Raw genomic sequence first — 18,365 nt, 5'->3', positions numbered from 1 at the left:
TGCGGCGTCACACGACGGCGTCGACACGAAAGACGGCGCAGCGGCTCGCCGCGTCGGCGAAGCTGTCCGGCGAGCCGGATTCCACCAGACCATTTCTGACGAATGCCTGTGCGCCCCTCGGGTTTTGCTTAGGAAAGGCGCGTAGCACGGGCCCGCGATGTTGTTCGGGCACTTCGATCAGGTCGACGGTCCGGGACTTGCGGCCGCGCGTGAGGACGCCACGGCCGGCGGCTCGGGCATTCTCGACCCACTCGGCATCGGGGTATGCCTGCACGAGGTACTGGACGCTGTCCAGCTGTATCGGGGCGACGGGAGTGGTTCGGGGATTTCCCGTCGAACGACCGGCCACGGTGAGCAGGTGAATGGGGCCGAACGGCAGGCCGATGCGATGGGCGAGTACGACGATGCGATTGCGGATATCGCGTCGCGCGGAGGGCGACCGGCGCGGATTTTCCCGCATCGGCCGGATACCGTCGTCGGTCGAGGTGAATCCGACCACCGCGACGATCACCAGAATGAATGCGACTACGGCGCAACCGGTTCGGGTGAAATGAAACAATTCCCAGCGTCGCAGGGTATCGGCGTAATCCGCGGGCGCGGTGCCCACCGCCCATTGTTTGATCTGCTGGTTGATCGGCACATTCCCGAATCGCGTCACCAGGAACGAGAGAACCACCAGCACGGTGGCGCACGCGGCGACCCGGCGCCGCCCTCCCCGCGATCGCACCGCGAGCACCAGGGTGGCGAGCACCGCCAGCGCCATCAGCGATTGCATGACCGGACCGTTGACTCGCATGAGCGCGACGTGAAACGTGAACCGGACCTCGAGAGGCACTTCACGAAACGCGTACAGCACGTTGACGGCGCCGTAGCCGAACGCTCCGGCCAGGAGACCGGGGAACAGGAGTGCGGCTCCCCGGATGGACTTCGACAGCATCGAGACTCCCATCGGAATATCGCAACATCGAGTTGCGATATCGTCAGGATGCCCGCCCGTCCGCGATATCGCAACTAGGAGTTGCAATGAGTTCGTCCGCGCCTCTGGGACGTGGGCCGAAGGTCCGCGCCGCCGTGCTCGCCGCCACCGTCGACGAGCTGAGCGAACGGGGATACGCCGCGTTCACGATCGACAACGTCGCCCAGCGCACCGGCGTGCACAAGACCACCGTCTATCGGCGATGGCCCGATCGCGACAGCCTGATCGCCGAGGCGCTGGCCGAGAGTGTCGCGACGGAAATCCCCATCCCCGATACCGGGTCGGTCGACGAGGATCTCCGCGCGCTCGCGCGCAGCCTGGTCGCGTGGACCACCAGCGCCTCCGGCCGGGCCATTCTGGCGGTGATGGTGTCCACCGCGGCGGGCCTGCCCGCGCCTCCGAACTCCGCACGGCACGTCTTCCGCGATCGGATCCGGCAGACGCTGCCGGTCGTGACGCGGGCGGTCGCTCGCGGGGAGCTGCCCGAGGGCACCGATCCGGCGGAGATGATCAAAACGCTTGTGGCGCCGATCTATTTCCGCGTACTGATCACCGGGGAGCGGGTAGACGACAGCACCGCCGATGCCGCCGCGAGGGTGGCGCTGACCGCGGCGCGTGCCCAGCTGTTCACCTGAACGCGCGTTCGCGGATTCGGTCGCTCAGTCGGCAGTCGTCCCCGGCATCGCATCCCTGCCCCATGTGGTGAGCCGCAGACGGCTCTCGCTGTTGTGCCAGTGCGTGATCGAGGCGTTGGGCACCGGCGGCAGTTCGGCAGGGGGCGGCGCGCCCACGCCGGCCAGGACATGCGCGGCGGTGACGACGACCGCGTCGTGCGCGACGATCAGAATCCGCTCGGCGGTGGTCCGGTCGAGTTCGGTGAGCAGATCGCGCATCCGCAGCGCGACATCGGCCGGCGATTCCCCGCCCGGCGGACGATAGAACCATTCGCCGAGGCGGGCGCGGCGCTCGTACTCCTGCGGCGCTCGGCGTCGAATCGCTTGCGGCGTATGCAATTCGAAGATCCCCATCTCGCGATCACGGCAGCGTTCGTCGGTCACGGCGGGTACGGCTCCGGCCCCTTCGGTGATGCCGTCGGCGGCGCGGGCCATCGTCGCCCAGGTCTGCTGGGCGCGCACATACGGCGAACACACCACCAGTTGCGGCGCCCGATCCGGCCTCAGGCCGGCCAGCCACCGTCCGAGCCGAGCGGCCTGCTCGTATCCCGTGGGCGTCAGCTCGACGTCGGAGTCGTTTCCCGGTAAGGGCTCGTCGGCACCGGCATTGAACGCGGCATTGGCCCGGCTTTCGCCGTGGCGGATGATCCAGAGGTCGCGCATGCGATACCGCGGCGGAATTCCTGTCGAGCGGTCCTCGCCTGCCTGCGGGGATGCGCCCGTCGGGTCCGGGCCCATTGCCGTCATCGGATCCTCCCTGTTTCGGGTCCCCTGGACCGGAAACGCGCGCGCTCCGGGAACCGCGGTTCTACACGAGCCTCGTCAGCGTGTTGCGCCGATCGAGAAGACGATGTCGATCAGGCGGGTGAAGCGGGTGGTCAGGTCGTCGGCGGATTCTTCGGGATGTGCGCGCGCCCAGGCCATTACCGCGTCGACCGCGGCGGTCCAGATGCCGGCGAGCGCTTCGATATCGCGTTCGTCGGTGTCGCCCAGGGCGCCGAGGAACCGGCGCACGCCCGAGTCGGCGTGTGCGGCGATCCGGTTGCGGCAGCCGTGCACCAGATCCGCTACCGCGCCGGTCGCCGGGGCGGTCGGGTCGTGGATGATCCGCCAGGCGGTGCGGTCGGGGCCGAGGGTGTCGAAGAGGCCGCGCAGTGCGTTACCCGGCATCGCGAAAGGTGCTGTGGCGGGGTTCATTTCGTCGTCGAGGCGTTCCAGTAGCGGGTCGGCCACGGCGGTCAGGCACTCCGCGTAGAGCTGTTCCTTCGAGGTGAAGTGCTGATAGACCAGCGCCTTGGAGATGCCCGCGCGCCCGGCGATGGACACCATCGATACGGCGGCGAACCCGCGTTCGGCGAACTCCCGCATGGCGGCGATGAGGATCTTCTCGCGGCGGTCCTGCGCGGGCATGCCCTTGGTTCCGAGTCCGGCGGCCGTTGACATGTGCCCGAACTTACCCTACGGTCACTTCCATTGAAGTGACCGTAGGGTCATATAGCCGTTCCGGAGAGTGCCTGCGATGACCCTGTGGGAACAGATCAACCAGCCGGTGACCTACGCGGTGCCGTTCTTCGTACTCGCGATGGTCCTGGAGATCGCCGCCCTGCGCGGTCATGCCGAAGACCGCGCCGGCTACGACGTGACCGATGCGCGAACCAGCCTGACCATGGGTTTCGTCTCCCTGTTCATCAGCGGTGCCGCCAAATTCGCCGCACTCATCGGCTACGCCGTGCTGTACGTGCACGCGCCGTGGCAGGTCGATCCGCGCAATCCGCTGTCGTGGCTGGCGGTCATGCTCGCGGTGGATCTGCTCTGGTACGCCTATCACCGCCTCGCGCATCGCGTCCGGGTGGTGTGGGCGGCGCATCAGGTGCACCACAACAGCCGGTACTTCAACTACGCGACCGCGCTGCGTCAGAAGTGGAATCCGTGGTTCGAACTCCTGGCCTGGGTGCCGCTGCCGCTCTTGGGCGTGCCGCCGTGGATGATCTTCACGGCCTGGTCGTTCAACCTGATCTACCAGTTCTGGGTGCACACCGAGACCATCGGGAGGCTGCCCCGCTGGTTCGAATTCGTCTTCAACACGCCGTCCCATCATCGCGTGCACCATGCCAGCGATCGGGAATATCTGGACCGCAACTACGGCGGCATCCTGATCCTCTGGGACCGCATGTTCGGCACCTTTCGCGCCGAAACCTTCCGCCCCACCTACGGGCTCACGAAGAACATCGAAAGCTCGAACGTCCTCACACTCCAGTACTACGAATTCGGCGCGCTGTGGCGAGATATACGCTCCACCAGACGAATTCGCGAATGGGCCGGATATCTGTTCGGGCCACCAGGGTGGCAGCCCGGCGCCACGGACCCGAGCGAGAGCGGAGATCGGCTACCTCGCTGACCGCACCGGGATCAGCTCCGGTCGCACGCACCGGCGAAATCGGGAGCGACGCACCCCGGCCTGCGGGAGGATTCGACGAATGTCCGCCCATGATCGGCAGCGGAAACCGGGTCGGTTACCGTGCCAGGGTGACCGACCGTATGCGCCCGACCTGTGTGGTGGTGATGGGGGTCTCCGGTACCGGGAAATCGACGGTCGGTCGTCTGCTTGCCGACAGGCTCGGCATTCCGTTCGCGGATGCGGACGATCTGCACTCCCCCGCCAATATCGCGAAGATGTCCGCGGGTATTGCGTTGACGGATCAGGATCGCGGACCGTGGCTGGCGGCGGTGGGGCGCTGGTTGCACGAGCGCATGGTCGAGAAGACCGGTGGTGTTATCGCGTGCTCGGCGCTGAAGCGGAGCTATCGCGATATCTTTCGGACCGCCGCGCCCGAGGTGTTCTTCGTGCATTTGACCGCGAATCGCGAGGAATTGATCGAGCGTATGACCGGCCGCCGTGGCCACTACATGCCCGCCTCCCTGATCGATTCGCAACTGCGCACGCTCGAGCCACTGGACGCCGCCGAACGCGGGGTTGTTCTCCCCACCGATCGCGCACCGGAAGTCCTCGCGGAGAATGCCGCCGCGCTGCTGCACATCGGGTAGTGCGTTTCCGGGTCGGCGCCGACGGCACACGGTCGATGTCTCGGTGATCGGGAGGTGTGCCCTGGCCCGCTCACGGGAGTTCTAGCGTCGACGCGTGCCGCGCAACCAGACCTTTCCCCACCTGCTCGCCCCCGGGACGATCGGCCCGATGACGGTCCCCAACCGCGTCGTTCTGCCCGCGATGGATATGAACCTCTGCGACGACGGCGAGATCGAGCAGGGCGATATCGATCATTTCGCCGCCCGTGCGGCCGGCGGGACGGGGCTGATCATCACCGGATGCTGTGCCGTCGCCTACCCGGTGGGCTGTGCGAGCACCAAGGAACCCGGGCTGTCCGAGGATCGGTTCATTCCAGGTCTCCGCGCACTCGCGGACGCGGTCCATGCCGCGGGCAGCAAATTATGTGTGCAGATGACGCATCACGGGAAGATCGCCCGGATCGATACCGTGCAGGGGCGGCCGCTGCTGGTTCCGTCGGCGCCGCGCGGCTCGGCGGATATGTCGGCGCTGGCCGACAACACCCCGGAAGAATTGCAGAAGCTGGCGGCTGTCACGGGCGGTAAGCAGGCGACCTACCGCGAAGCCACACAGGACGATATCGATTGGGTCGTGCGGTGTTTCGCGGAGGCCGCGGGGCGGGTGCAGGCGGCCGGTGGCGACGCCGTCGAAATTCATTGCGCGCACGGGTACATACTCGGCGGCTTCCTGAGCCGGGCGGACAACAAGCGAACCGACGAATACGGTGGCTCGCTGGTGAATCGGGCGCGATTGGCGGTCGAGGTGATTCGCGCGGTCAAGGCGGAGGTCGGCGATGCGCTGGCGGTTCTGGTACGGATCGCGGGGCGTGAATTCGGTGAGGACGATGCGCTGACCACCGAGGAGGCGAAGCAGGCATCGGCGTTGTTCGAGGCGGCCGGCGCGGACGCGATTCATGTCACCGGCTGGGGCCGAAACCCGTTCTCCAACTTCACCGATGGGCCGCTGCCCGACCGCGTCGGCGCCTATACGGAATTGGCGGGCGAGGTGAAGAAGGCCGTCTCGATTCCCGTGATCACTGTCGGCCGGGTATTGCCGGAGATCGGTGAGAAGGTCATCGCCGAGGGCAAGGCGGATTTCGCGGCGATGGGACGGCAATTGCTCGCCGACCCGGAATTGGTGAACAAGTTGCGTGCCGGGACACCGCAGAACGTTCGGCCCTGCATCAATTGCTATGTGTGCGTTCAGGAGAACTTCTGGGACGACACCCCGCTGTGTGCGGTGAACCCGGCACTCGGCGACGAGCGAGTCCTTCCGTTGGTTCGCGGCACGACATCGAAACGTATCGTCGTGGTCGGGGCCGGTCCCGGCGGGCTCGAGGTAGCCCGTCTCGCGGCCGAGCGTGGACACCGAGTCACGGTGCTGGACAAGGCGGATCGCCTCGGAGGCACCCTCTGGTTCTCCAGTCTGACCACTCCCGACAACGAGCGCCTGCTGAACTGGCTGAAGAGCCAAGTGGAGCAACTCGACATCGATATCCGGTTGAAGACCGAGGCGACCGTGCCGTTGATCCGGGCGCTGAATCCCGACGTGGTCGTTGTCGCCACCGGCGCGGTGCGGGATCGACCGGCGGTCCCCGGCAGCGATCTGCCGCACGTGCACACCGGTGATACGTTGCGCGCCTTGATGACCGGTGTCGGAGACGTATCCCGGGTGCCACCGTTGCTGCGCACCGTCGCGAAGCTGGGCAAGGTTTCCGGTGTCACGAAGAGCCCCGGCGCGATCCGATCGGTGACGCGCAGATTCCTGCCGATGGGCAAGAACGTGGTCGTGATCGGCGGTTCGCTTGTCGGACTCGAACTTTCGGAATTCCTGGCCGAACGCGGACGCGCTGTGACGCTACTCGAGGAAGGTCAGCAGCTGGGCGTGCCGATGGCGATGCCTCGGCGGTGGACGGCCGTTCGGCATGCCGGCGAGGCGGGCGTCACCATTCACCGGCACGCGACCGTGCAGCGAATCACCGAGCGGCACGTCGAATTTCGCGTCGGCGACCGGATTTCGACGGCGGCGGCGGACATGGTCGTGGTCGCCTCGGGTGTTTCTGCACAGGCGCCCCTGGCCGACGCGCTGGCGGGGCTGGCTCCCGAGGTGCATGTGGTGGGTGACGCCGGATCGGTCGACTACATCGAGGGCGCGATCCACTCGGCATGGAAGGTCGCGGCAGCGCTGTAAGTCAGCTCGGGCGCAGCGAATTCGGCTCTCACGGTACACCCTGGCGATTTCAGGCTCAGAGTCGCAGGAGTTTCCTTATCCCCCAGCGCATTCCACGTCCGATGCCGACCAGGAACACCACGATCGCCACCGCGCCCAGTGCGCAGCGCAGCCAGTACGCCGCGCCGACCGGGGCCTCACCCATGGCCGCGTGCAGGCCGTTCTGCCATGCCGCCGCACGCACGACGACCGCCGTCACCACGAATCCGCAGAGCAGCAGGATCGGGACGCGGTGGCGGCCGAAGCGTTCATCGATATCGAAACGCCAGTGGCCCAGAGTCGTTCGCACCAAACCGGCCACTCCGATCGCGAGTGCCACCGGCACACCGGTGAGGATGGCCTGGGATACCGAGGTGCGCGGCAGGACTGCCGGAAGCAGCGACATCACGACGGCGAGGGTGACGGCGACGACGGTATCGATGCGCGGGCGCACGTGGAGGGACCGATTGCGGCGCGGCTTCGTCGTCGCGTCGGACCGGGGGGTTGTGCTCTCCACTGTCATAGCGGTCACCCGGCGGCACCGGCTTCCGCGACGGCGTTCGGGGCCGCCAGGCGAGCCGGCCGCAGGCGCCGCCACGCCACGATGCCGACGATCGCCGCCGAGACCGCTCCGACCGCGGCTGGACCCCCGAAGTGGAGCAGCTGATCGCTGAGCCGTTCGCCGGACAGTTGCGCGCCGAACAGAAACTCCGGGTCCGGGGTGGCGTAGTTCTGCCGCCGGGAATTCAGGTCGACGCCCGTGGTGGCGACCGTCGCCAGGACATCGCAGCGGGCGCGGGCGGCGGTGTCGGCGCGCGTATCGCAGGCGGCGTGCATGCGGCGCTGCAGGGTGGCGTCGATGGCTTGGCGTGCCCACGGCTGCAGCGGTTGCTGCCGCTGTTCGGCGTATCGCAGCATGTCGTAGCCCAGGTCGTGAGCCTTGCAGGCCTCGGTGAACTCGGCGGGAAGCTGGATCGGCGATGAGCAGTCTCCGTCGGGATCGACGAGAATCCCATTCTCGACCACCGGTCGATAGCCCGCCTCGGCCGCGAAATCAGCGGGCAGGGCCACCGACCACGGGTGGTCGCCGACCAGATCGGTGACGGCCGCGCGGGCCGGCGCATTCTCCACACCCGGCTTCGCCACCGCCGCCGAGGCGGGCATGGCGGGCGCGAAGGCCAGCGGCACCATGGCTGTCATCACCGCCAGCATCACCGAGACGACCACCTGGCGGACCTTGCCCAGGCGTCGTGGCCGGCGATCTCGGGCGGGTGCGGTGGGCGTCGATTCCGGCAGGGCATGCGGCCCGGCCGGACCCGGTGATGCGTCGGTCATGGATGCCGAAGGTAACCGATTCAGCTGAGAAAGACCGACTCGTGGGCGTCAATTCTTCATCAGCCCGATCCAGATGTGGTCGCGGGCGCGGGTCAGCGCCACCATGGTCTGCCGCGCCGCCAGCTCCGCCCGGTCGCGCTCGCTGCCGCGCAAACGGTCGACGGGTGCGGTCGGCGCGTCGGTGAGGTGGAACACCGCGGCGAAGTCCATCCCCTTGGCGCGATGCACGGTTCCCACCTTCACCGCATCGTGCTGGGTGCCGTCGTAGTGTTCGAGCGAGACCGCGGGAATTCGCTTGCGGCGCAGTGCTGCTCGGATCCTTTCGGCCTGTCGGTCGGTGTCGGTGATCACGGCGACGTCGGAGTGCGGATATCCGGAGTCGGTCAGCGCCGCGATCACCTTCTCCTCGGCCCGCGACCGCGAGAAGGTTTCCGAGCGGGCGGTACCGCCCGGCACTACGACCTCGCTGTCGCGCAGGACGAAGCCCGGTGCGCCGTCGAGGTCGTCGACCGTATTCGTGGCGTCGACCCGCTTGGCGTAGTCGTGCACGGCCGCGCGATTGCGGTAGTTGGCGCGCAGCACCGCGCCGCGGCCGACGATCGGGATGCCGGCATCGGACAGGCGCCAGCCGCCGGGATAGACCTGCTGCTGGCCGTCGCCGACCAGTAACAGCGGCGAGGTGGAGGTACCACCGGCGATCTGGTGCACAAGTTTGAGTTCCATCAGCGTGAAGTCCTGGACTTCGTCGACAACCACCAGGTCATAGGGTGCGTCCAGCGGCGCCGCGCGCAGTTCGTCGATCGCCAGATCGATGACGTCGTTGAAATCCACCGTCGCGAGGTCCTGCAGCGCCGCCTGATACGGCAGGTACAGGTGAGCCCAGACGAGCTCGCGGTGCGTTTTGTCCAGTCGCAGGCCGTTTCGACCCACCCGGTCGATCTTCAGATAGAGGTCGCGATCGATACCTTGGCCCTTGATCACCCGATGCAGTTCGTCCTTCCAATAGCTCGGATTCGGTTCGAGGGGTTCGAGGTGGCGGCGAGCGTTGCGCCAGGCGTGGTAAAAGGCGTTGTCGCCGCTGCCCAGGCGGCAGCCGATATCGCGGCTGCGCAGAAACTGAGTGGTCCAGGCGTGGAGTCCGGCGAACTCCACCCGCTCACCCGCATGCGGTGCGAGGCGCCGGAAGCCCGATTCGTGATAGGCCGGCAGCGTGCGCACGAAACTGGTGAAGAGCTGCCGCCCGGCGCCTTCTTTGGACATCCGAGCCATGCGATGCAGGGCGACGACGGTCTTCCCGGTCCCCGCCGGACCACTGAATCGCGCGGGGCCGTTGTAGTTTCGGTAGACGAGGTCGAGTTGGGCCGGGTCGAGAAACGTCATCCATTCGCTGAGAGGTCGCTTCCACGCTCGCGCTCGTTCGTCCGCACGCAGTGTCGTCGTCTCGAAAAGCCCGTCGGCGGGCAGGGTTTCGGGCGCCGCAGTGCTGTCCGCGGACAGCAGTGCGAACCAGGTGTTGCGTTCGGCCACCGTCATCGCGATCTGCCGGGCGCTCCGGCCGGACAGGCGCGCTTCGGCGAACAGCCGCGCGGCGATGGTGGCCGGATCGACCGCGACGTAGCGGGCCTCGACCGGAGTGTCGGACGCCTCGTCCATCAGCAGCAACACCTCGATCATATGCGGCACATACCGGGTGCGGCCCGCGGTGAGATTCGCGAACGTCTCCTCCGCACGCCACCGGATCCGGCGCAATTCCGCGGCCGACGGCACCACCTCGGTGAGGACCAGGGCGAAGACGCCGCCCGGGCCGACGGCATAGGCGTCGAAGCGATCCGAACGGCTGTTCTCGCGTTCCACGAGCACATGCCAGCCGTTGCGCATCAGCGGCACCGACAGGAACCGGCGCCAGGCCGGCGTGAGTACGGTCAGTTCGCCGAGCTGTTGCGCCACTCTGTGGCGACGCCGCTCGAAATCGATATCGGCCATCACGGGCCCCCTTACCGGCGTAGCCGGGCGGGTCCGTGGTGGAGCCGCCACACCCCTGGCTACCAAAACCTGTGTCTATCAAGGTATTACATCGCATGAGGGAGTGCAGAGGATACGGCCGGAGAAGCTCGGCGTGAGCGGTCTACGTCGGCCGATCCCGTTCGGCGGCATCGAGATCCGGCGTCCACGCGACGCCGTTGATGTGGCTGCCGCCGTCGACGAACAGGGTGTTTCCGGTCAGATACCGCGAGTCGTCGGAGGCGAGGAATACGACCACGGGCGCGATGTCGTCGTACGGATCACCGATGCGCCCCATGGGGTTTGCCGCGTCCGCCATCGCTTCCATCTCGGGGTGTGCGCCCAGTACGCGCAGGAAGCTGCGGCTCTTGGCGGCCGGGCAGACCGCGTTCACCGTCACGCCGGTGGGCGCCCATTCGCGGGCGGCGGTACGGGTCAGGGCGCGCAATGCCTCCTTGGCGGCGTTGTATTCGAGCGAACCCATATGAGCGTTGACGCCGTTGAGGCTGCACATGTTCACGACTCGCCCCCACCCGCGGCTGCGCATATGCGGAAAGGCGGCGCGCATGGCCCAGAACGGACCGTAGTAGCCGAGGGCGATGCCGTGCGCGAGTTGTTCGTCGGACTTGTTCTCGACGCGGCCGATCGTTCCTCCACCCCAGGCGTTGTTGACCAGGATGTCGATGGAGCCGTATTCGGAAACCGCTGTCCGTACGACGTTTTCGACGTCCTCGCGGTGGCGGATGTCGGCCGCGACGAATCGGCCGCCGTTCTCCTCGGCGACCGTGCGGCCCGATGTTTCGTCGAGGTCGGTGATCACCACCCGCGCGCCTTCGTCGGCGAACCGGCGGGCGATCCCCGCCCCGATACCGGCGGCGGCCCCGGTCACCACCGCGACCTTGCCGGCGAGTTGTCCACTCATCGCGCCACGCCCTCGATTCCTGCGGTCAGCAGTTCGCGGGCTGCCGGGTCTCCGTCGACCGTGCGGGTGGTGCGGGCGGTGATCTGCCAGCGGCCGTCGATCCGGCGCAGGGTGAAGTGGTTGGCGCCGGTGCGGGCCACGACATTGCGGCCGTTGTGCTGGACCACGAGGACGGATTCGCAGACCGCGACCGCCTCGTCGCCGTCGACGGTGACCACCGCCGGCCCGTGGAAATGCAGGCAGCCTCGCCCGATCAGCCCCTGATGGGCGTCGGAGCCGACCATCGCGGCGACGTCGGCGCGGCCGCGCATCTGCCAGTCCTCGACGTCGTAGGTGCCCTCGGCCGACCACAGATCGGCGGCGGCGACGTTGCCCGCGTCGACCAGCGGGCCGTACGAGGCGATGATCCGCTCGATCGCGCGTTCGTCCTCGATCCGGGCGAGGCGGCGGTGCAGTTCGGCCAGTTCGGTCACGGCGAAATCCTTCCGATGGACAGGCGGCCGGGCCGATTCAGCGGTGGTCCGGCCCACTCGGGTCGAGTAATAGCGCACGCCCGGGTGAGGTGGTGCCGTCGTTCCGGCCATCGGGACCCGGTGAGCGTTCCGGTGGTGCGGATCACCGCGGCCCTGACGCCCCGATTCCGCCGAACAGCGCCGATGTAGCCTGGTCGGCCGTGGCGATGGCGGCCGTGGACCCGCCGTGCCGCTGCCCGCACCACCCTCTTCACGTCCCGGAGGTCTGCCATGACGACGTTGTCCTCGCCCCGTTCGGACGGTCCGGCGGCATCGCCGAACCGCTACGAACGCTTCGTCGCGTTGGGCGACAGCCAGACCGAGGGGCTGTGGGACGGCGACGACGGCACCGGTCTGCGCGGGTGGGCCGATCGGCTGGCCGAGCGCCTGGTTCAGGACAATCCGGAGATCCGGTACGCCAATCTGGCGGTGCGCGGTCGCCGCCTCGCGGAGGTCCGGGACGAACAACTCGACGCCGCCTTGGCGATGGACCCGGATCTGATCGGCATCTGCGCGGGCATGAACGATGTCACGGCTCCCGGCACCGATTTCGCCGCGGCGCTGGATCTCATGGAGGAGCTGTACGCGAAGCTGACCGCCTGCGGCGCAACGGTGGTGACGACGACCTTTCCCGATGTGCGCCGCATCGTGCCGCTGGCCGCCCGCTACATCGGACCACGCGTCGACCTGATCAACGATCGAATTCGCCTGTGCGCGAGCCGGTACGGCCTGCGCCTGGTCGATCTGTTCGGCGCCGCGTCGATGGTCGATCTGCGCATGTGGAGCGCGGACCGGCTGCACGGCTCCGAACTGGGCCACGAACGCTTCGCGCTGGCCGCCGCGGAGGCACTGGGTCTCGACGGCGCCGATCACAACTGGGCGCTGCCGCCGGAGGACTCCGAGCGTTTCCGCGCGGCCGGTGCGGTCGGCGAACTCGCCTGGGTGGCAGCGACATTGCGCCCGTGGGTGTGGCGGCGGCTGCGCGGCGTGTCGACCGGTGACGGCCGGCCGGCGAAACGCCCTGAACTGCTGCCGGTCATGCCGGGCGAAATGTCCTGAATAGCCGGAGGATTCGCCGCGCAGCAGTTTGTCCGCTTCGCCGGAAACCGAATTTTTCTTCGGGTCGGATCCCCCGCAGCGACCGGCGATGCGGTAAACAATTCGGGTGGACAGTGACGGTCGGCAGGACCGACGCGGGCTGAAACTCCTCACCGAACGGGCCGGCGAGCCGTTCGGGTTCGTCGCGTCGGCGTTCGAGCCGATACGACTGACGCAGGCGCGGCGCTGGGCCGAACTGTCCGTCGGCGAACTGGCGGACGCGGCAGGCCTGTCCGCCGCGGTCGTCGAACAGTACGAAATCGGCGCCGTACAGCCCGATCCGGACGTTCCGGCCGACCTGGCCAGGGTGTTGAAAGTCCCCGTCGACTACTTCGCCACCGGACGCCCGATGTGCCGGATCGACGCCGCGGACCTGCATTTCGACGATCCCGGTTCGGCCACCGCATCCGATCGGGCGAAGGCGGTGGCATTCGCGGAATACCTCTGGGAGTTGGCGTACACGTTGGCCTGCCGGATGCGGTTCCCGGCGCTCGACCTCCCTGCCTTCGAAGAAGGAACCGCGCCTGCCGACGCCGCGCGCCTGCTCCGCGACCACTGGGGCATCGCACCGGGTCCGCTGGCGCATCTCGGCGCGACACTCGAGGCGCGCGGCATCGTGGTGGCTTTCGCGCCGGCGACGAGTGCGGCCATGGCTCGGGTCGGCACCTACGCCGCGCACACCTGGGGGCGCTCGCTGATCGTCGTGGCCGCCCGGCACACGCAATGCGTCTACGGCTACCGGTTCGCGTGTGCGCGCGCACTCGGCCATCTGCTACTGCACCCCTGCCCGCTGCCGGGAGACCGGACGCAGGCGGAGGAAGCCGACCGGTTCGCCGCCGAACTGCTGGTTCCCGCCGATGACATGGATCAGCTGTTTCCGTCGCCGATCCACTTCCCCAGCCCGGCGGCGCTGGCACGGCAGTGGGGTGTGCCGACCGAGGTGATCAGGCGGATCGGCCAGGACCGAGGGCCCCGCATGCACATTCTCGAACCGACCCGGACGCTGGATCACGACCGTGAGCCGGTCGCCGAATATCCCGGCGAGGCCCCCGGATTGCTCGCGGAGGCCGTGGCGCGGGCACACAGCGCGGGGTTCGGGCGCGCCGAACTCACCGACGAACTGCGGTGGACCTCATGGCTTCTCGCCGAAGTCCTCGGCGAGGCGCAGGTCGGTCCGCACCTGTCGGTCGTGCACTAGCCCCGCACTTCCCGCATCACCTTGGCGAACCCCTCCATCGCGGGCTCAAATACGGTGACGTAGGAGAACCCGTAGCGTTCCCGGCGTTCGCGCACCTGATCGGCCATCTCGGCGGGTGTGCCGATCAGCAGGGTCGGCGCGTCCAGCACCTCGGCGACGCTCAAATGATCCATCTGCGCGGCGATCTCGGTGGCGGCGGCCTTACGGTCATGTGTTTCCACAACCTGCTGGACCAGGATGTTGAATTCCGGATCGCGGTCGTACTCGGTGACGAAACGCCGTGCCGCGGCAACACGTTCGTCGACCGTCTCGGCACTGGACAGGCGCATCGAGCCGTCGGTGGCGCCGGGGACGGATTCGCCACCGGTGAACGCGATGATGTCGGCGTGGCGGGCGGCCAGCCGCAGCATGCGGTTACCGCTGCCGCCCAGCAGAATGGTGGGATGCGGTTCGGGCAGCAGCCGCCGGAGTTCGGTCAGCGTCTTCTCGAGGTGGTCGACGCGGGTCCGCGGGGTGCCGAAATCGATGCCGGCTTCCTCGAATTCGTCTCGCACATAACCGGTTCCGAGGCCGAGCTCGAGTCGGCCGCCGGTGAGCTGGGCGGTGCTGACCACGTCGCGGGCCAGCAGGACCGGGTTCCAGAACGCGGCATTCAGGACGAAGGTGCCCACCCGCGGGCGTTCGGCGGCCTGCGCGGCGGCGAGCACCGACGGGAAGGGCGCCGGGAGTTCCAGGTGGTCGGGAACCAACAGCACGTCGTAGCCGAGCGATTCGGCCCGCCGGCATTTCGTGGCCCACTCGTCGGCGGACCCGGGATTGAGGAAGTTGACTCCAAAGCGGAATTCGCGCACTCCACGACTCTATAGGCGGCTACTCGGCCATCGCATGTTCGCGTTCGACAACGCTGGTCGGGATCTTCGGCAGGGCGGCCGGGTGTTCGTTGCGCAGCCAGGCCAGCAGTTCCTCGCGCACCGCACAACGCAGCGTCCACACGTCGTCGGCATTGCGGGCCGACATGGAGGCGCGGACCTGGATGCCGAAGGGGGTGCTGTCGGTGACCAGCAGATTCCAGCTGCGGCCGTCCCAATCGTCCCGGGTGCGCAGATAGTCGCGCAGATGTTCCCGCAGTTCGGCCACCGGCGTGCTGGTGTCCAGGTAGAGGAAGACCGTGCCGGTGATCTGCGGGCCACCCTTGGACCAGTTCTCGTACGGTTTGGAATTGAAGTACGAGACCGGCATGGTGAGCCGGCGGTCGTCCCAGATGCGGACGGTGAGGAACGACAGCGTGATCTCCTCGACGGTGCCCCACTCCCCCTCGACCACCACGGTGTCGCCGATCTTCACCGAATCACCGAACGCGATCTGGAGGCCGGCCACCAGATTGCCCAGCGTCGACTGTGCGGCGACACCGGCGATCACGCCGATGATGCCGGCCGAGGCCAGCAGTGAGGTGCCGAGGGTACGCAGGTTCGGGAACAGCAGCAGGATCGCGACCGCGGCGGTGGTGATCGCCAGCACCGTGGTGATGATGCGCCGGACCAGCGTCAGCTGCGTATGCAGCCGCCGCACCTTGGCGATGTCGCTGGTGCGATGAGCGTATTTGTCCAGCGTGTTCTCGGCGACCGCGTCGACGGCGCGCATCACCACCCAGGCGGCGGACAGGATCGCCACCGCGGCGAGGACGTTCAGCACGACCGCGTCGTGGCGCAGGTTGATCTCTGCCATCGGATAGGTGAAATGCAGGGCAATCGTCGCCAGGAACACCTGCAGCGGCAGGTGGATGCGACGCAGTAGACCGGGCAGTCGGTTAGCGGGATGCTTCTGCGCGGCGTGACTCAACAGGCGGTCGACCACCGCGCCGATCGAAATGGTGACCGCGAGTGTCGCGGCGAAGACCACCAGCGGCCGAAGTACCTCCTCCAAGGCTTCCAACTCCTCGCGACGGCTGTATGTCGGGCTTGCTCGTATCTCGGGCTTTCCGCCACGCTACCGAGGGAATCCGCAGCTCGCCGCCGCCTGCGGCTGTGCGAAATCCGACACTTTCGCGGCCTGCGCCGATGCGGTGAATAGTGTTTCACGGCAAGGCTTCCGGGTATTTTCCGTTGCTCATCCGGGGTTCGCCGGCACCGTCCGCGCGAGCGATACACGCCGATCCGTCGCGGGGCGTAGCCGCGGATACGCCCGCGGACGCAGGCACGATTCGCCGAAGCGTCCTACGCTGGGTGCATCGTGATTTCGTTTCCCCGGTGAGGCGGTTGCCATGACCGATTTCGACCCCGCGGTGTTCGGGTCGCCGAGCGTCCGCATCGGCACGGCCGAACGTGAACAGGCCGCGGCCGCCCTCGGCGACCACTTCGCGGCCGGACGCCTCGAGCTCGACGAATACGACGAGCGCGTGAGCCGTGCCTACGCGGCGAAGACCGCCGCCGACTTGGTCGTCCTCTTCAGCGACCTGCCGCGTCCGCAACCCGCCCCGCCGGCCCGACCGCGGCGGGAGCCCCGGCGCGCGCGTCCGGTGTTCCCGGCGCTGCTGCTGGCCGCCGTGGTGGTCGCGGTCGTGATCGTCGCCACCACCCATATGATTCCGTTCTTCGTCTTCCCGGCGCTGTTCTTCCTGTTCATCCATCACCGCCGCGGATACGGCCCGCCCGGATACGGCCCCCGCCGGCACTACCGGGTGTGAATGCACGGCGCGGAGCCGGTTCACGCGGACATGCGCAAGATCGGTCAAGCGCGCCATGACCCGCGCCGACCACACTGAACGGTGTGACGACCGGACGTGACCGATTACGGGAACTGCTCGATTCCGTTCTCGACGAGAACAACACCACGCTGAGTGCGATGGCGCAGGGCGCGTTCGTCTCGCCCTATCACTTCTCCCGGCAATTCTCGCGCGGTACCGGCGAGTCGCCGGTGGCGATGCGGCGGCGGGTGCTGCTCGAGCGCGCAGCATGGCAGTTGTGTGGCGGGGCGGCGGTGACGGATGTCGCCTTCGCCGCCGGATACGACTCGGTGGAGGGATTCAGCCGGGCCTACAGCCGCGCCTACGGACATCCGCCGAGCGCGACGCCGGCCGCCACGCGCACCCGCTGGCTCCCCGCGGTGAACGGGATCCATTTCCACCCGCCGATGTCGCTGTGGGTGGAGGGCGAACCGAAAGGCAGACACGATATGGATCCGACATCGCTGCTGCTGCACCACGACGTGGAGGACACGCGCGAACTCCTCGACATCGCGAAGGGCCTGGACGAGCACCGGTACCGGCGGCAGCGTTCGACCGCGGCGGTACTGGCGTGGGACGGACCGGATGCGTCGATCGCGACCGTCCTCGCACACCTGGTATGGACCAAACAGGTGTGGCTGGCCGCCATCGAAGGCACCGAGCAACCCAACCGCGGATCCGACGACCTCCCCGAGCTGACACGGCGATTCGAGGAGACGGTGCCGCGGTGGCTGGATACCGTCCGCGACATCGACCGTCGCGGCGGCTGGGACGACACCCTGATCGACGCCCTGTGCGAGCCGCCGGAAAGTTTCGTCCTCGGCTCCGTGATCGCCCACGTGCTCACCTATTCGGCCTACCGGCGACTGCTGGTGCGCCAGTGGATCGACAGCGAATTCCCCGATCGGACAACCGAACACGACAACGGCGACCCCATCATGTGGTTGCGCAGGAGAGGATGACCATGCCCCGCACCGTGTACTACACCGCCACCACCCTGGACGGATTCATCGCCACACCGGACCACCAACTGGACTGGCTGGTGACCCGGCAGGTCGACAACGACGGCCCGATGGGGTACGAGGCGTTCATCGCCGATATCGGCGCTATCGCCATGGGCGCCAACACCTATCAATGGATCGTCGACAATCATCCCGATATGGAATGGCCCTACTCGATGCCCGCGTGGGTCTTCACCCATCGCGACTTCGACCCGCGCACCGACGATGCCGACGTGCGGTACACGCAGCAGCCGATCACCGTGGTGCACAAGGAGATGACCGACGTCGCCGCGGGCAAGAGCATCTGGATCGTCGGCGGCGGCGAGCTGGCGGGACAGTTCGCCGACCACGGATTGCTGGACGAAGTGTGCGTATCGATCGCGCCCATCACACTCGGGGCAGGACAGCCACTGCTGCCCCGCCGGGTCGAGATGAAGCTGACCGAACTGGCGCGCAACGGTGAATTCGCCTGTGCCCGCTACGACATCGTCCGTTAGCGGACTGCGAACCCGCCGCCTACCGGCAACCGGGTGCTTGTCGCGGCACGACGACGATGAAGCCGTGTCGCGCGGGTTCACCCGGCTCCGGGTCGGTCACGACGTCGGTCAGGCGCCGGGCGGCGGGGGCAGGGGGCGGCCGTCGGGGCCGGTCGGC

General features: G+C 67.8%; 19 protein-coding genes. 9 read left to right on the top strand and 10 right to left on the bottom strand.

Features of this window, described 5'->3' with window-relative positions; all coding sequences use genetic code 11:
- Window positions 1-7: 7 nt before the first annotated feature.
- On the bottom strand, window positions 8-937 hold the full coding sequence (locus AC5592_RS19685) for an anthrone oxygenase family protein (protein ID WP_084506932.1): 930 nt from the start codon (window positions 935-937) through the stop codon (window positions 8-10).
- Window positions 938-1,023: 86 nt separating this feature from the next.
- Between AC5592_RS19685 and AC5592_RS19680 the strand changes: the two genes are divergently transcribed.
- A complete protein-coding gene (locus tag AC5592_RS19680; protein ID WP_051025457.1) occupies window positions 1,024-1,611 on the top strand; it encodes a TetR/AcrR family transcriptional regulator in 588 nt (195 codons plus the stop codon).
- A gap of 24 nt (window positions 1,612-1,635) precedes the next feature.
- Here the strand turns inward: AC5592_RS19680 and AC5592_RS19675 are convergent, their stop codons facing one another.
- Together AC5592_RS19675 and AC5592_RS19670 are read right to left on the bottom strand one after the other, a co-directional pair.
- Complete coding sequence (locus AC5592_RS19675; protein WP_232329449.1) at window positions 1,636-2,397, bottom strand: histidine phosphatase family protein; 762 nt, start codon at window positions 2,395-2,397, stop codon at window positions 1,636-1,638.
- Between the two features lie 75 nt (window positions 2,398-2,472).
- On the bottom strand, window positions 2,473-3,093 hold the full coding sequence (locus AC5592_RS19670) for a TetR/AcrR family transcriptional regulator (RefSeq protein ID WP_063065050.1): 621 nt from the start codon (window positions 3,091-3,093) through the stop codon (window positions 2,473-2,475).
- Window positions 3,094-3,169: 76 nt separating this feature from the next.
- On the opposite strand from AC5592_RS19670, the gene AC5592_RS19665 reads away from it, so the two are divergent.
- The 3 genes from AC5592_RS19665 to AC5592_RS19655 all read left to right on the top strand — a co-directional run bounded on the left by AC5592_RS19665 (window position 3,170) and on the right by AC5592_RS19655 (window position 6,904).
- Window positions 3,170-4,048 carry a sterol desaturase family protein gene (locus tag AC5592_RS19665; RefSeq protein ID WP_063065049.1) on the top strand — a complete coding sequence of 293 codons (879 nt, stop codon included), beginning with the start codon at window positions 3,170-3,172 and terminating at the stop codon, window positions 4,046-4,048.
- Window positions 4,049-4,188: 140 nt separating this feature from the next.
- Window positions 4,189-4,695, top strand: a complete 507-nt coding sequence (locus AC5592_RS19660; RefSeq protein WP_036509280.1) for a gluconokinase — start codon at window positions 4,189-4,191, stop codon at window positions 4,693-4,695.
- Between the two features lie 94 nt (window positions 4,696-4,789).
- On the top strand, window positions 4,790-6,904 hold the full coding sequence (locus AC5592_RS19655; protein WP_157122035.1) for an oxidoreductase: 2,115 nt from the start codon (window positions 4,790-4,792) through the stop codon (window positions 6,902-6,904).
- A 55-nt stretch (window positions 6,905-6,959) separates the two neighbouring features.
- On the opposite strand, the gene AC5592_RS19650 is transcribed toward AC5592_RS19655, so the two are convergent.
- The 5 genes from AC5592_RS19650 to AC5592_RS19630 form a co-directional block, all read right to left on the bottom strand.
- Window positions 6,960-7,445, bottom strand: a complete 486-nt coding sequence (locus AC5592_RS19650) for an alpha/beta-hydrolase N-terminal domain-containing protein (RefSeq protein ID WP_083871445.1) — start codon at window positions 7,443-7,445, stop codon at window positions 6,960-6,962.
- A 5-nt stretch (window positions 7,446-7,450) separates the two neighbouring features.
- The gene (locus tag AC5592_RS19645; RefSeq protein WP_051025454.1) at window positions 7,451-8,257 is read right to left on the bottom strand and encodes a hypothetical protein; all 807 of its coding nucleotides are present in this window, start codon (window positions 8,255-8,257) and stop codon (window positions 7,451-7,453) included.
- A 48-nt stretch (window positions 8,258-8,305) separates the two neighbouring features.
- A complete protein-coding gene (locus AC5592_RS19640; RefSeq protein ID WP_063920348.1) occupies window positions 8,306-10,240 on the bottom strand; it encodes a UvrD-helicase domain-containing protein in 1,935 nt (644 codons plus the stop codon).
- Window positions 10,241-10,382: 142 nt separating this feature from the next.
- On the bottom strand, window positions 10,383-11,180 hold the full coding sequence (locus AC5592_RS19635) for an SDR family NAD(P)-dependent oxidoreductase (RefSeq protein ID WP_063065048.1): 798 nt from the start codon (window positions 11,178-11,180) through the stop codon (window positions 10,383-10,385).
- Complete coding sequence (locus AC5592_RS19630) at window positions 11,177-11,653, bottom strand: nuclear transport factor 2 family protein (protein ID WP_063065153.1); 477 nt, start codon at window positions 11,651-11,653, stop codon at window positions 11,177-11,179. The genes AC5592_RS19635 and AC5592_RS19630 overlap by 4 nt, the downstream gene beginning before the upstream one ends.
- A gap of 270 nt (window positions 11,654-11,923) precedes the next feature.
- Between AC5592_RS19630 and AC5592_RS19625 the strand changes: the two genes are divergently transcribed.
- Together AC5592_RS19625 and AC5592_RS19620 are read left to right on the top strand one after the other, a co-directional pair.
- The gene (locus tag AC5592_RS19625) at window positions 11,924-12,751 is read left to right on the top strand and encodes an SGNH/GDSL hydrolase family protein (RefSeq protein WP_051025453.1); all 828 of its coding nucleotides are present in this window, start codon (window positions 11,924-11,926) and stop codon (window positions 12,749-12,751) included.
- Between the two features lie 106 nt (window positions 12,752-12,857).
- A complete protein-coding gene (locus AC5592_RS19620) occupies window positions 12,858-13,988 on the top strand; it encodes a helix-turn-helix domain-containing protein (protein WP_063065047.1) in 1,131 nt (376 codons plus the stop codon).
- Here the strand turns inward: AC5592_RS19620 and AC5592_RS19615 are convergent.
- Both AC5592_RS19615 and AC5592_RS19610 read right to left on the bottom strand, forming a co-directional pair.
- Window positions 13,985-14,839, bottom strand: a complete 855-nt coding sequence (locus AC5592_RS19615; RefSeq protein WP_063065046.1) for a TIGR03621 family F420-dependent LLM class oxidoreductase — start codon at window positions 14,837-14,839, stop codon at window positions 13,985-13,987. The genes AC5592_RS19620 and AC5592_RS19615 overlap by 4 nt on opposite strands.
- Before the next feature lie 19 nt (window positions 14,840-14,858).
- On the bottom strand, window positions 14,859-15,911 hold the full coding sequence (locus tag AC5592_RS19610; RefSeq protein WP_063065152.1) for a mechanosensitive ion channel family protein: 1,053 nt from the start codon (window positions 15,909-15,911) through the stop codon (window positions 14,859-14,861).
- 337 nt (window positions 15,912-16,248) lie between these two features.
- Between AC5592_RS19610 and AC5592_RS19605 the strand changes: the two genes are divergently transcribed.
- From AC5592_RS19605 to AC5592_RS19595, 3 genes are all read left to right on the top strand, one after another.
- Window positions 16,249-16,671, top strand: a complete 423-nt coding sequence (locus AC5592_RS19605) for a DUF1707 SHOCT-like domain-containing protein (protein WP_051025451.1) — start codon at window positions 16,249-16,251, stop codon at window positions 16,669-16,671.
- Window positions 16,672-16,754: 83 nt separating this feature from the next.
- Window positions 16,755-17,672, top strand: coding sequence for a helix-turn-helix domain-containing protein (locus AC5592_RS19600; RefSeq protein WP_232329448.1), 918 nt, complete (start codon window positions 16,755-16,757; stop codon window positions 17,670-17,672).
- A gap of 2 nt (window positions 17,673-17,674) precedes the next feature.
- Window positions 17,675-18,208 (top strand): dihydrofolate reductase family protein, encoded by a 534-nt coding sequence (locus AC5592_RS19595; protein WP_063065151.1) that lies wholly within the window; start codon window positions 17,675-17,677, stop codon window positions 18,206-18,208.
- The last annotated feature ends 157 nt before the right edge of the window (window positions 18,209-18,365 follow it).

It is taken from the genome of Nocardia violaceofusca NBRC 14427, from assembly GCF_963869435.1.
Lineage (GTDB): Bacteria > Actinomycetota > Actinomycetes > Mycobacteriales > Mycobacteriaceae > Nocardia > Nocardia aobensis.
This window is presented reverse-complemented; position numbering and strand designations above follow the sequence as displayed.

What these genes read in the sequence shown, in the direction of transcription:
- AC5592_RS19680 (WP_051025457.1), top strand. Translation starts at nt 1,024, where the DNA reads ATGAGTTCGTCCGCGCCTCTGGGACGTGGGCCGAAGGTCCGCGCCGCC.
- AC5592_RS19675 (WP_232329449.1), bottom strand. Translation starts at nt 2,397, where the DNA reads ATGACGGCAATGGGCCCGGACCCGACGGGCGCATCCCCGCAGGCAGGC.
- AC5592_RS19595 (WP_063065151.1), top strand. Translation starts at nt 17,675, where the DNA reads ATGCCCCGCACCGTGTACTACACCGCCACCACCCTGGACGGATTCATC.
- AC5592_RS19660 (WP_036509280.1), top strand. Translation starts at nt 4,189, where the DNA reads ATGCGCCCGACCTGTGTGGTGGTGATGGGGGTCTCCGGTACCGGGAAA.
- AC5592_RS19605 (WP_051025451.1), top strand. Translation starts at nt 16,249, where the DNA reads ATGACCGATTTCGACCCCGCGGTGTTCGGGTCGCCGAGCGTCCGCATC.
- AC5592_RS19645 (WP_051025454.1), bottom strand. Translation starts at nt 8,257, where the DNA reads ATGACCGACGCATCACCGGGTCCGGCCGGGCCGCATGCCCTGCCGGAA.
- AC5592_RS19625 (WP_051025453.1), top strand. Translation starts at nt 11,924, where the DNA reads ATGACGACGTTGTCCTCGCCCCGTTCGGACGGTCCGGCGGCATCGCCG.
- AC5592_RS19650 (WP_083871445.1), bottom strand. Translation starts at nt 7,445, where the DNA reads ATGACAGTGGAGAGCACAACCCCCCGGTCCGACGCGACGACGAAGCCG.
- AC5592_RS19670 (WP_063065050.1), bottom strand. Translation starts at nt 3,093, where the DNA reads ATGTCAACGGCCGCCGGACTCGGAACCAAGGGCATGCCCGCGCAGGAC.
- AC5592_RS19685 (WP_084506932.1), bottom strand. Translation starts at nt 937, where the DNA reads ATGCTGTCGAAGTCCATCCGGGGAGCCGCACTCCTGTTCCCCGGTCTC.
- AC5592_RS19640 (WP_063920348.1), bottom strand. Translation starts at nt 10,240, where the DNA reads ATGGCCGATATCGATTTCGAGCGGCGTCGCCACAGAGTGGCGCAACAG.
- AC5592_RS19665 (WP_063065049.1), top strand. Translation starts at nt 3,170, where the DNA reads ATGACCCTGTGGGAACAGATCAACCAGCCGGTGACCTACGCGGTGCCG.
- AC5592_RS19635 (WP_063065048.1), bottom strand. Translation starts at nt 11,180, where the DNA reads ATGAGTGGACAACTCGCCGGCAAGGTCGCGGTGGTGACCGGGGCCGCC.